General features: G+C 34.7%; 13 protein-coding genes. 4 read left to right on the top strand and 9 right to left on the bottom strand.

Translation table 11 applies throughout. From position 1 onward, the window contains the following. Nucleotides 1–178 precede the first annotated feature (178 nt). Together JFU18_RS25490 and JFU18_RS25485 are read left to right on the top strand one after the other, a co-directional pair. On the top strand, nt 179–1,276 hold the full coding sequence (locus JFU18_RS25490; protein WP_201031554.1) for a tetratricopeptide repeat protein: 1,098 nt from the start codon (nt 179–181) through the stop codon (nt 1,274–1,276). A gap of 2 nt (nt 1,277–1,278) precedes the next feature. After that, the gene (locus JFU18_RS25485; RefSeq protein ID WP_002033627.1) at nt 1,279–1,467 is read left to right on the top strand and encodes a hypothetical protein; all 189 of its coding nucleotides are present in this window, start codon (nt 1,279–1,281) and stop codon (nt 1,465–1,467) included. A 46-nt stretch (nt 1,468–1,513) separates the two neighbouring features. Here JFU18_RS25485 and JFU18_RS30400 read toward each other — a convergent pair whose 3' ends face one another. From JFU18_RS30400 to JFU18_RS25465, 5 genes are all read right to left on the bottom strand, one after another. Then, a complete protein-coding gene (locus JFU18_RS30400; RefSeq protein WP_307838361.1) occupies nt 1,514–1,723 on the bottom strand; it encodes a hypothetical protein in 210 nt (69 codons plus the stop codon). A gap of 350 nt (nt 1,724–2,073) precedes the next feature. Further along, complete coding sequence (locus tag JFU18_RS25480; protein WP_201034195.1) at nt 2,074–2,679, bottom strand: FMN-binding negative transcriptional regulator; 606 nt, start codon at nt 2,677–2,679, stop codon at nt 2,074–2,076. Nucleotides 2,680–2,924: 245 nt separating this feature from the next. Beyond that, entirely contained in the window at nt 2,925–3,272 is a 348-nt protein-coding gene (locus JFU18_RS25475; protein WP_201034196.1) for a DUF4260 domain-containing protein, read from the bottom strand. A gap of 6 nt (nt 3,273–3,278) precedes the next feature. Then, the gene (locus JFU18_RS25470) at nt 3,279–4,670 is read right to left on the bottom strand and encodes an FAD-binding oxidoreductase (protein WP_201034197.1); all 1,392 of its coding nucleotides are present in this window, start codon (nt 4,668–4,670) and stop codon (nt 3,279–3,281) included. Between the two features lie 135 nt (nt 4,671–4,805). Further along, nucleotides 4,806–5,204: a DUF2871 family protein gene (locus JFU18_RS25465; RefSeq protein ID WP_002033617.1), complete on the bottom strand. Its 399-nt coding sequence runs from the start codon at nt 5,202–5,204 to the stop codon at nt 4,806–4,808. Nucleotides 5,205–5,458: 254 nt separating this feature from the next. Between JFU18_RS25465 and JFU18_RS25460 the strand changes: the two genes are divergently transcribed. After that, nucleotides 5,459–5,962 carry a GNAT family N-acetyltransferase gene (locus tag JFU18_RS25460; RefSeq protein WP_002137638.1) on the top strand — a complete coding sequence of 168 codons (504 nt, stop codon included), beginning with the start codon at nt 5,459–5,461 and terminating at the stop codon, nt 5,960–5,962. Nucleotides 5,963–5,997: 35 nt separating this feature from the next. Here the strand turns inward: JFU18_RS25460 and colA are convergent, their stop codons facing one another. After that, nucleotides 5,998–8,913: a collagenase ColA gene (gene colA, locus JFU18_RS25455; protein WP_201034198.1), complete on the bottom strand. Its 2,916-nt coding sequence runs from the start codon at nt 8,911–8,913 to the stop codon at nt 5,998–6,000. A gap of 204 nt (nt 8,914–9,117) precedes the next feature. Then, nucleotides 9,118–9,795: an MgtC/SapB family protein gene (locus tag JFU18_RS25450; RefSeq protein ID WP_002066498.1), complete on the bottom strand. Its 678-nt coding sequence runs from the start codon at nt 9,793–9,795 to the stop codon at nt 9,118–9,120. A gap of 313 nt (nt 9,796–10,108) precedes the next feature. On the opposite strand from JFU18_RS25450, the gene JFU18_RS25445 reads away from it, so the two are divergent. Beyond that, the gene (locus JFU18_RS25445) at nt 10,109–10,627 is read left to right on the top strand and encodes a GNAT family N-acetyltransferase (RefSeq protein ID WP_201034199.1); all 519 of its coding nucleotides are present in this window, start codon (nt 10,109–10,111) and stop codon (nt 10,625–10,627) included. Nucleotides 10,628–10,827: 200 nt separating this feature from the next. Here JFU18_RS25445 and JFU18_RS25440 read toward each other — a convergent pair whose 3' ends face one another. Both JFU18_RS25440 and JFU18_RS25435 read right to left on the bottom strand, forming a co-directional pair. Next, nucleotides 10,828–11,736, bottom strand: a complete 909-nt coding sequence (locus JFU18_RS25440; RefSeq protein ID WP_201034200.1) for a VOC family protein — start codon at nt 11,734–11,736, stop codon at nt 10,828–10,830. A 222-nt stretch (nt 11,737–11,958) separates the two neighbouring features. Continuing rightward, on the bottom strand, nt 11,959–12,870 hold the full coding sequence (locus JFU18_RS25435) for a VanW family protein (RefSeq protein WP_201034201.1): 912 nt from the start codon (nt 12,868–12,870) through the stop codon (nt 11,959–11,961). Nucleotides 12,871–13,033 lie beyond the last annotated feature (163 nt).

Raw genomic sequence — 13,033 nt, 5'->3', positions numbered from 1 at the left:
GCATTTACCATCTAAAAAATAACAAATATTGAATAAAATATACAAATATACAACTAAAAACGATCTAATTTTCTTATTTACAAGAATTTTATTTATCAAGTTATTTTTACATAATCTTCCGATAATTCGTGTTACCATTATAGATACAACTCAATAGAATATTATGAGGGGGGACCTTATGAACACTTTATTAACCGGTAGTACATACGCAACCAAACATCTAGAAGCGTGGTATCACGCAATTTTAACTCAAAATGTCGTAGTATCCCACGACTGCTATCATGCAGCAGCAAAAGAAAAAAAAGAAATGCTTTTACAAGGAAATACAGAAAATGCATCCTACCAATTATTTTTTGATTTATTAAAATTCCGCTATGCAGTATTCACTGAAGGGCTATCAATTACAAAAGATAGTTTTGAATCAATTAACGCTTATGCTATACCATCTGATTTACAACTATCCTACTTATATCACTATTACAATGCAATTTACTACACTGCATTAAACAAATTCGATAAAGCTGATGATTATTTTGAGAAAGCAAAATCATCATTAACTAGTCTTACTAATGTGGAGCAAGCTGATTTTTATTATCGATATGCAGTTTATCATTTTCAAATGCAACAACCAAGCCAAGCTATAGTAAATGCAACTAAAGCATTAGACATTTTCCAAACAATAAACGATTGCGAACGAAACGTAACATCATGTTTAAGTGTGCTTGGTGGAGCCTATGTAGCAGTTGGACACTATGAAAAAGCTGAAGAATTATACTATAAAGCAATTGATATCTTACAAAAATTAAACGAAGAACCTTTACTTCTTCATGTACGAAATAATCTAGGTACACTGTACGCAAATCAAGATTTATCAGAACAAGCCATTCGCCAATTATCAGAAGTGATAGAAAAAATGCCAAAGCACTACAAAGCATTATTTTTACTTGCACAAGAAAATGGAAAATTAGGCAATATAGAATTAGCAAATAAGTATATCCAGACCGGAAAAGAGATTGTTTTACAACTGGACAACGAGGAGTATAAACATCATTTTTCTATTTTAGAAGCTAATATTAATGAATTTGAATTAGAACAGTTAGATAAAATTGTACAAGCAGGAATTCACTATTTTAATGCAGAATCTTTATTCAGTTACACTTCAGAGTATTGTGAGAAAATAGCAACTACATATCACAAGAAGCTACAGTTTGAAAAGGCTAGTGAGTATTTCCTCAAGAGTATTGAAGCAAACAAAAAGAATGAAAGAAGGTTATGAAAATGAGGAAAACAATTGGTAAAATCGCTTTAGGTATTGCTTTTGCTGGAATCGCTGCTTTTGGGTTAAATGCAAATCTGACAAATCAAGCTGGACATGAGCATTTCCCTGCTCCACAAAAACCTGACTTTGTTCAATCCGTTGACGTAAGCAAAGACTACAACACAACAACAGCTGAAAAAGCACTTTAAAAAATGAAAGGCCTTCAATTAAGAAGGTCTTTTTAAATACGTTTATTTAGTTAATGTAATCGAATATTTTTTCATAGCCAAATGGTAGTACAAATGACAATAAACGGCCTATCACAATTGAAACACTTGATAAAAGAATAAATTTCCGAAATGATATATCATTCCTCTTATACCCCGTAAAACAAGCCTTTGTTATAACAAAAACAGTCATCATTATGATAGTCGCTGAAAAGATGGCTACTAAAAACACTTCCATTTTGTTTCCCACTATAAAATATCCTAACTTTAATTTTACCATTAAATGAGTATAACAAAGACAAACTATTTCTTAATATACGGTTTTCTATATGCCTCCGACGGGATTCGAACCTGTACTCCTTTCGTAAGCATAGGCTAAGGGGAACACGCTTCCCTACGGAATTTCACCGACAGGAGTTTCACCTGTCTCAGCTTATTTGCTTTTCGGTGCTTCTGAAACCTTCGCCTTGCGACCCGGTTCTACACTGTTTTCCGGCGCTCTTCCCTTCTAGAGCTACGGAGGCAGTTTTTCTTTCAAGTAAAAGATATTTCTACAAAAATAGAAATATCCCTTTACTTCATATGAAATCACTCTATTTCTTTCATCAAATCAGCAATCCCCCTACTCCCCTCACTACCAACTTTCTCAAGTTCCTCCACAACTAATTTCCGTCTTTGCCCAGAATGATTTTGACTTAACTTCGCTTTTCCTTCTATATTATTTATCTTTATTTTGAACCCAACTATTCCCCTACTTAATCCTTCCATATAATTCGGATCTACATCCTTCAGTGAGTAGGTGCTCTTTGAGTTTTCATATTTATGTACTAAATCTTGAAGAGAATCTATTAATTCCTGTTCATCTTCAACAATTTCTAACTCTCCATATACATGGACCGCAACATAGTTCCATGTTGGTACTGCTTTATTTGTTTCATACCATGACGGAGAGATGTAACTATGTGGTCCTTGAAAAACAGCTAACACTTGTTGATTTTCACTATCTTTCCATTGCTCATTTGGACGTGCAAAATGCCCGGATAAAGTAAGTGTTTCCCTATTTAACAATAACGGCAAATGCGTTGCGTACGGTGCTCCGTTATGTTGAGAAAATAAAGTTGCAAAGCTATTTTGTTCAATCATTTCGTACTTCGTCTCTTCATCTTGTATAGTGAAATGTTTTGGTATGTACATAAGCTCCCTCTTTTCTTATCTTCTTATTTCTCATTATATTTACGAGATTTATTATTTGGCAGGGGCAGATTGTAATTGTTTTATAAGGTCAGTTCATATAGTAAAACCTCTTCTTCAAAAACAATAGGTGGCATTATATGATTTCTGCCACCTTAGTCTATTTTCGTATTGATACAAACTCTTCTATTCAACTATCCTTCATAGCTTTTTCTAATACATATTCAATAAATTCCGTTTTACCTAAGCTATAACCTCTGAATATGCGTATCCTTAAAATCAGTTTCATACTTCAATCCATACCCAAGCATTCGATCCATTCCAATATGTGCTGTCCATATTAAACCAATCATTAAAATCGTATCCATCTTTAAATAGACCCCTATTAAAACAAGTAATATTGATATGATATATGTGTGAAATAGATTATAAATTTGTGCACCAACACGTTTGTTAATAGCGTACGCCACCATTGCTAAATCAGGTACAAAAAGTAATACGATAAATAATAACCAACTAAATCCACATAATGCATATATATAAATCGCAGCTAATAAGACGACCAATCCTTCAAAGTGTATAATTCGTTTCTCCAAAATTCATCATTCCTTATCTGTTAGCTTGAAAATTTTATTCGGATTTAAAATATTTTGCGGATCAAGAGCTTTCTTTATTTTCTCCATTACCAATAATGCCGCACCATGTTCTTCTTCTTGATACTTCTGCTTTCCTATTCCAACGCCATGCTCTCCTGTACAAGTTCCGCCACGCTTAAGAGCATACAGTACAATACTTTCATTTATTTCATCCGCTTTTTTCACTTCATCTTTATCATTTGGATCAATCATTAAGAGCACGTGAAAATTCCCGTCTCCTACATGGCCAAGAATACCACCAACAAGGCCCACCTTATCTAACGTCTCTTTCGCATTTTGAATCGCGCCAGCTAACTCTGAAATTGGCACACATACATCTGTACTCATTAGCTTTTTGCCAGGGTAACTATGAACGTAAGAATAAGCTAAGTTATGTCTTGCATCCCATAATTTATTTCTTGCCGCAGTTTCAGTTTCAAAAGCAACATCTTTACATTTATGATCAAAAACAATTTCCTTCGTAAACTCGATATCTTGCGTTAGCCCTGCTTCATTTCCGTGAAACTCTAAAAACAGTGTTGGTTCTTCTCTGTAATTTGTTTCATTGTAATGATTTACTTGTTTCATAGATAATTCATCAACAAGTTCTATTCTCGCAATTGGAATACCAGCTTGTAGTATGTTAATAACAGCTTCTACTGCATCATTTATAGTTGGAAACGATGCTCTCGCAGCCATAACATGTTCTGGTATGCCGTATACTTTTAATGTTAGCTCTGTAAAGCATCCAAGCGTACCCTCTGATCCTACGAAAATACCATTTAAATGATAACCTGATGATGACTTCGCCGCTAAATTGCCAGTATGTATCACTTGCCCATCAGCAAGCACCACTTCTAAATCACGAACTTGATCACGCATTACGCCATACTTAACCGCTGTCGTTCCGCTCGCATTCGTAGCAGCCATGCCTCCTAACGTTGCATCTGCACCTGGATCTACACTAAAAAACAAACCGTACTTTTTCAATTCTTTATTGAGCTGAGAACGAGTCACTCCTGGTTGTACTTTCACAAGAAAATCTTTCTCTCTTATTTCAAGTATTTTGTTCATTAATGAAAAATCAACTGTAATCCCCTTTTCATAAGGAATTATATGACCTTCTAAACTAGAACCTACTCCAAATGGAATGACAGGTTTTTTATGCTCACTCGCTACTTTCATTATTGCTCTAACCTCTTCCATCGTTTTTGGAAAAACAACTACATCAGGTAAACTACTATTATGGTAAGATTCATCTTTACTATGTAACTCTCTTACTGTCTTATTAATCACTACTTGATCTTCAGGAAGTACATCCTTTAATTCATTTACTAATCGCTCAATTGTTATTTCCATTACGCACTCTCCTTTTATATTATTTACTCTGCATTAATTATACCATTTTTATACATAATAATCAGAATAGTTAGATTCCTGAGGTTTTATATAAAAAAAGAACTTGCAGTATTCCCTACAAGTTCTTTTTTAAAACTATATTTTAGACGATTTTTTCAATAAAATCATAAACCAAACTAAAGTAAATGCCATCATAGAATGAGAGAACCCTACAATATAAGTTAACCCTTTAAAGTCCGCTCCATTTAGTTGAAGAAGTCCTCTCGCTGCCAGCGATCCTAACATTAAAGTTAATGCGATATTATGTAAAATAAACCAGTTATTAAATCCTTTCACTTCATGAAACGCGAATACTTTTGCTAACCCTAAAGCAATTAAAAAGAAGAAAAAGCCAAGTACTAACGTATGCGTATGCAAAAGATTTAATAAAGTAGAGCCTAAAATCCCTTTATATTTCCCATACTCCCTAGCAAATATTCCTGACAATAAACCGATAATCAAATAAGTAAACGATGCATTATATAATTTCTTCATTATGTACCTCCTTGAGTAGAATGTGTAGTGTGTCATATTTAGTAATAATGATAGTTATATAGTAAAAACTCCTAGTTTCCTAGGAGTCATTGTATAAGTATCTCACTCTTTACAATCAATCCTAATTATAAAATATCCTTTTATACAAAACAATCGAACTTTATGTGAACAGTAACTCTCAATTAAAATAACTTGCACTTTTATTTCGCACAATCCATACTAATTGTTATAACTTTTAAAGGTGGTGCAATAGATTGATAGTTCTTGAAACTGAAAGACTCACTCTTCGCTGGCTCGATGTAAAAGATGCTCCGTTTATTCTTGAATTAGTAAATGATCCTGCATGGATTCAATTTATTGGTGATAAAGGCATTAAAAACTTAGAAGATGCAAAAAAATACATCTTAAATGGACCCGTCGATATGTACAATAAAATGGGCTTTGGTCTTTACTTAGTTGAACGAAAAGAAGATCTCACTCCACTTGGTATGTGCGGCCTTATTAAAAGAGATTCATTAGAAGATGTTGATATCGGCTTTGCTTTTTTAGAAAAATTCCGTTCAAAAGGGTACGGCTATGAATCAGCTGCTGCAGTAATCGAATACGGTGTACAAAAGCTCGGACTCAAACGAATTGTAGCAATTACTTCTATAGATAATGTTGCTTCAGGCACGCTGTTAGAAAAAGTAGGATTGCGATTCGAAAAAATAATTTCAGACTCAGGAGAAGATCTAAAATTATTCGGGTATAACGCATAACAAAAAAGGGTCGCCATTCATGGCGACCCTTTTTTTCACTTCACTTCTACCGTATAATTCCCTGTTCCACCACCATACTGGTATACATGTAAATAGTACTTCCCTGGATACGTATAGTAACTACCTACTAATTTATTTCCTTGTTGCTGTGCATACGTAACATAATTATTTAAATCTGCTTCTGAATAAAGAACCCAGTTTACTCCAATATTATTTTCCTTCGTTACATTAATTTGAAGGTTTTTCGCAGTTTCTATATTTATTTCAAAGTAATCACTCGTATCACCGTTTCCTAAACTAGCACGTAAAACTTGATTTAACTGCAGTTTATTTGCCGTTTGGAATGAATTATTTGGCTCTTTTTCTACACTGTTATCTTCTTTCTTTTGAACCGTTACACTCGTTGTAGCAGTATTAGTTAACCCTTTATCGTCTGTTACTGTTAATTTCGCTGTATACGTCCCTTCTTTTGTATAAACGTGAGTTGGATTTTGTTCATTACTTACAGTACCATCACCAAGCTCCCATTTATAAGAAATAATTTTCCCATCTTCATCTTTTGATCGATCGCTTTTAAACGAGATCGCTTCATTCGTATGTCCGCTATACGGACCATTTATAACTGCGACCGGCGCTTTATTCACTGCACCTTCTTCTGTATTAATACCGTGGAACACAACATCATATTCAAATTGCCCTGATGCATTCACACGATAATTCACAAAGTATGCTGTTACAGTTTTATAGCCTGTCCATTCTTTTGCACTTAAACGTTTTAACGTATCATTAACGTTTTGCGTAATTGTTTTCCAGTCTTCATTTTCTCCTTTTGCAGCAGTACCTGTATACGTTCCTTGCAGTGTAAATGTATTAAAGAATTGTGATTTATTTTTCTTTACTGATACATTACTTAATTTTGCTTCCGCTGTAATTTCTGCGGCAATATCTGAAACTGGTTTCGGTGCATGAGTTGCTAAATAATCATCTGATACTAATGGGACATTATATTTCTCACGGTTATCAACAAGCATTTGCATATAGTCTTGATACTCTTTATTTAAATTCGCATCTTTACTTAAAGCAGAGCGATATGCATCATATGCTGTTACATCATTTTTCCTAATAAGATCATGAACTTTATCAAACATATCGTATCTCTTATTGTACATATACGATTGTAAAGCAAAGGAATAATTGTAGAAATCCCACGTTCCATACTTTGCATTTAACGTTCGCTCTGCGGTATAACGTTCTGCTGGATTTGAAGATAGTCCTCCTATAATACTCTTTCTTGGAACGACGTTGTCCGTTCTCGTTGCACCTGCAAAAAACTCAGCATTCCCTTCTTCAAACCAAGATAATCTCTCATTCTCATACATCTTACCTTGTCCCCAAAGTCCTGGCACTTCATATCTACCTTGTAAATAATGCGTGAATTCATGTCGGAACAATTCTTCTAAACTATAAATACTTTCTTCTGGCGTACGTTCATAAGTAAAGAACGTACCTGTTCCTTCTATATAAAGACCGCCGTTATTCGTTTCATACCCGTACAATTGACGATTAAATTGATATTCAGCCGGGCTATTATAAATAACCATCGTTAATACATCATCTGGATTTCCTTTTTCTAACGGTTGGTCACTTTCAACCGTACGATGGAATTGTGCCTTCACTTCTTTTGCTGCCCAATATAAACGTTTAACTTTCTCCTCAGTCACTTTATCTCCCGCTTTTAAAACAATCGCACCATCATCAAACGTATACGTTTTCGGCAAATACTTTTTCTTCCCATCTTCTCGTATTTGATCTAAATTAACAACGTTACCGTTTGCATCTTTCCCGCCATAATTCGTCGTAATTTGCTCAACTGCTACGAAATATTGCTCACCTAAATAAGGATAGATTTTCATCGCATCTGTTACAACTTGTAATCCTTTTGTCCCTGTACTATGGAATGTGCCGAGTCTACCTGTATAATAAATTCCATTATTAATAAGCCATCCGTTTTTCTCTGTAATCGTTCCCATTAACGCGAATCTACTTAATTCATTAATATAGCTATCTATTTTTTGGTACCATACTGTATCTTTCGGTGCTTTTCTCGTATCGTACAAATACGATTGAATATCGTAATCAACACCTTGCATAATATCGTAAATCGCATTTCCCGCTGAAAGATTATCTACCAATGTAGAAAAATTATCATTATATTGCTTAAAAATCTTTGCAGCCGATGTTATCGTTTCCACATCACTCGAAGCATTTCCTATTAATTTCCCATATGATGATACAACTTTATTTTGTTCTAACGTACCGAGTTTGAAATTTGGATTGTTCGCAATCGTTTTTAATGCAGGTAAGCACTTGTCATGATAGCTACGTTCATTTAGTTTACTTAATTCTGTATTATAAAATCCTAAATAAAACCCTGATCGCAAAACTTCCACTAATGTCTCAATCCCTTTTGAATCGTCTTGCGTATAAGCCTGTCCTTGCTGCTTCAATTTATCAATAATTGCCTGCATCCTACTATCATTTTGATAGAATGCAAGACTGTCTTTATTAAACTGAAATAGCCCCGTAATTTGCTCCCAATCGATTGTTACAAGTAAATCTACTAATTGTTGATTGCTTAATTGATTTAATTCAGCAATTGTATAAGTTTTTGCTACAGCTAATTGCTTACTTTCCTTTTTTACTTCAGGCGGTCTTTGCGATAAATCAGCAAATTGTAGCCTTTTCTCAAAAGACTTGCTTTCTAATACTTTCGATGAATGAGCTAATTCTTCCACGGGCAGTTGTACACCAACCGGCTCCATTTTTAGCACATTTCGATATGAAACTTGCTCTCCCTTAGTATCTTCCGCCAATATGCTTCCTTGAAAACTCCCTAACATTAAACTAGCAAAACTTACCCCTACTAAAACTTTTTTTGAATAGCCTTTCATGCTCTCCCCTACCTTACAGTTTTTAGTGTCTCGCTCCATTATTTTACTATTCTGACTATTTATTCTGTATTGAGAAAAAAGAAGGGAACGTTCACACATGTATCCATTCAAAGCGAAAATAACACTTGACTTCACATGTGATTTATGTCAAAAAAAGGATAGATAATAGCGAAATTCCTGCTACATCTATCCTCTATTTCAACACTATGATTTTAACTTTATAAACGTAATTTCCGGCAATGTTTGCATATGCTGAATAAATGCATTCTTTTCTTCTGACGATATATTTTTCAATTGCATTCCTACCTTATAAACTATTTCTGTATCTTGCTGTAAAGCTTCAACTTCATATGAAAGTATTGGAATACCTTTCACTCGTAGCGTCTCTACTATTTGTTGTACCGCTTCGTGTTTATTTATACACATTTGCACCGTTATATTTTGCGGAAATAAAAATTGCACCTTAAAAATACGACTTACAATCTCTAAACCAATCAAAACGAGAATCATCGCTCCAATCCCTACAACATACATACCTGCTCCAATTGCTAGCCCTATTCCTGCTGTAGCCCATAAACCAGCCGCTGTCGTTAATCCTTTCACTGCCTGCTTTTGAATAATGATTGTACCTGCACCTAAAAATCCAACTCCACTAACAACTTGCGCTGCAATCCGGCTCGGATCAAGAGCCATATGTTCTTCAAACACAATATCCGAAAAAGCATATTTCGAAACGACCATTATTAAAGCACTCCCTACGGCTACTAGGAAATGTGTTTTTAATCCAGCTTCTTTTGAGCGAATTTCCCTTTCAATTCCAATTATTGCTCCTAATAAACCGGCAACACCGATTCGTATAATAAAATCAATATGTAAGCTCACGGGCACTTCCCCCTTTCATTCATTATAGATAGATAAAATAAAAATTATCACAAACATCCGTTTATCGATATAAAAGCATTTCATTAAAATATACTTAATATCTCAACTTATTTATGTTAATATTTTAAATATTAACATAAATAAAACAACCTACTTCTCATACAAAAAAACTTTAAAGTTCAACGTCTAACTTATTTTCAGTTAAAAATGGCATATGAGTTGCGTGAAATGAGGTTGAGAAAGTCAGGAAACGCTTTCATTTTATATCATAATTTTTGTGAAATAAAACATAAATATAAGGAGCTTACTAACAATGAACGTCTCTTTACTTACACCTACTACTGATTTACAAGAAGAATACTTAGATTTTTATAACGAATGGAAAGATAGCGGCGAAACGATGATTCCATGGGTTATTTCAAAAAATCCTTCTAATTTCACGGCAATGATTCAAGAATTACACGACGCACATAACGGAATAAATATTCCTGAAACTTGGGTACCAGATTCTACTTATTGGCTCGTGACAGATGAAAATAGAGTTGTAGGAGTTGTTAATATACGTCATAGTTTAACTGATCATCTATTTAATGCTGGTGATCATATCGGTTATGGTATTCGCCCTTCTGAAAGAAGAAAAGGTTATGCTACAAAGTTACTAGAGTTATCATTAGAAAAAACGAAAGAATTAAACATCACGAAAGCACTTGTCGTTTGTGACGAAGTGAATACGCCTTCAGAGAAAACGATTTTACATAACGGCGGTCTCCGTGATGATGATTTCACTGAAGAAGATGGGAATGTTGTGAGAAGGTATTGGATTGAGCTCTAAATAATCAAAAACAAGCCAGAAAGTGATTAAACACTTTCTGGCTCCTTTTATCCCGCGTTAACGGGCAGTACAACTCCCACCTCAAAATTCAGCTGGAACAAAGAAGTTAGGTGGGAGATTAACTGCCCATAAACGCCCGATTGGTGAAGGCTAATAATCAGTGGGGGATGAACAAAACCCCCACTGATTAAAGTTTCACTTTATACTGCTTCTATTTCAAACTGCACTGTAATACCACTTGGATCTACTACAGTAAATCCATTTGAAGTTTCATTTATTTCATGTTGTTTTTCTATTAATCTTTCTTTCACTTCATCTAACGCTTCTTTATGCGGTAGTACTATCGTATACACTTTTAGTCCAGTTGCATGTGCTGGTGGATACGGATTATTTACTCCGTTCCACGTATTTGCACCAATATGGTGATGATAGCCTCCTGCCGAAATAAATAAGCAATCATCTTCACGCTGTTGTACTTCAAAACCTACTGTATCTACATAAAACTCATGTGACTTTTCTACATCAGCTATTCGTAAATGGACGTGCCCAACGACAGTGTCAGCAGGTAATCCATCAAACTCATAATTAACGAGCGTTGCCAGTTCTTTTAAATCTAGTGGCGTACTTCCCCCTGGCCCTTCTCCCCATTGACCTCGAGGGCGATCTGCATAAATCTCGATACCATTCCCCTCTAAATCTTGTAAATAAAACGCCTCACTATACGTATGATCACTTGCACTATTAAATCTTGAAATTGGCAAAATTTCATTTGAATATGTATAACGTCCTTCTTGCTCAGCCGGACTATCAATTACCTTTTTATTGCGAATAACACCAAATAGTGCCGAAGCAAAAGCTTCACGAGTCGGAACTAAAAAGGCTACGTGATATATACCCGTCGTACGCGGTTCTTGTAGCGCTGCATCTTCCAACTGCTCAAGAACAAGTAACGTATTCTTACCACCTTTTCCTGTTAAATATGCTTTATTCCCCTCTTGCTTACTTACCTCTAACCCTACTACATTCTCATAAAAAGCAATTTGACGCTCTAAATCTTTTACTTTAAATTCGACATGACCAATACGTGTTTTCGGATGAATTTGTACCATGAATAACTTCCTCTCCTAATCCTTTATTTCAAAACAAACTAACATCGCCGTTACTATGAAGGATACAACTAAAAACACACTATGTAAATAAGAAAAATCAGAATTCATAGTTTTTTAAGAAGGCCATTAATGACAAAAATCCATCTCCTCTGAAATTCAGAAGAGATGGCTTCAATTATAGAAACTATAAATATTTTACTTTCTTATCCTTTAACTACATATTTATTTCATCTTATGTACTTCAGCAACTAACTTTCCGCCTTGAATGCCCATATAAAGCTTAACAGGAGCATCATTCGTATTTTCAAATACTAAGTCTAAATATGGATAAGCAATTGTAGCATCTCTTCCCTGAGGGACATAACCTACTGTTTTAGAATGTGTAGTTCTCTCTACCATTTTCAAACCAGCTTGATCTGCTGCATTGTATAGCGTTGATGATGTTTGACAAACGCCACCACCATAACCATCTACTAATTTACCATCTACAATTTCTTTACCTAATTGATATCCTTTATCTGGCGTTGTATCACCGATTAATGCATTGAAAGAGAAACTGTCTCCTTTTGCTAATACAACTCCATTTATGCTCGCTGCCGACAAACGAATATTCTCAATACGGCCACCTGCTGATCCACCTAAATTCGTTTCATATCTACCAATTACCGTGCCACTTCCTTGCGCATCACTTAATGTTGCGGTAGGCTTTTTCTCAACGATAGGTAACTGATATGAAGAATCCCACATACCAACGTTTAATAATTTATCTACTAATTCTTTTTCCATTAATTCAAAAGAAGGCTTTCCTTCTTGCCATGATCCATCAGATGCTATACGTGAAGGGACCATCTTTTTGTCAACACTTTTCCCGACTTCACCTGCAACCTTCGTTACCGATTTTTTGAATTTCGCCTCATCTTCAAAATAACCTAAGCTCGATAAGTCTATTTTTTTCACCTCAGTACCAGTACGCGCATCCACTAAGCTAATTGAATCCTGTACATCAGCCTTAGCCTCTACAACGTTCCCACCAAAATCACTTACTAATGCCACATCACTTACTTTTGTGCCACAACCACTTACTACAGCTACACATAGCACCCCTACTAATATACCCTTTATTTTTCGGAACAATATACTCTCTCCTTTTCCCCAACATTATTTCTTATGTATTATTTCATTTTTATGTATCTTTTGTTACAATCATTTTACAATATATTTAGAAAATGTTACAAGTTGTTTTTTACTCTATTAAAATTACTCTTTTCTTTTGTAAATGTCTATACATATTTATATA

The sequence above is a fragment of the Bacillus sp. TH22 genome (assembly GCF_016651015.1).
Lineage (GTDB): Bacteria > Bacillota > Bacilli > Bacillales > Bacillaceae_G > Bacillus_A > Bacillus_A mycoides.
The sequence above is the reverse complement of the archived record's forward strand: the minus strand, read 5'-3'. Positions and strand labels throughout refer to the sequence as shown.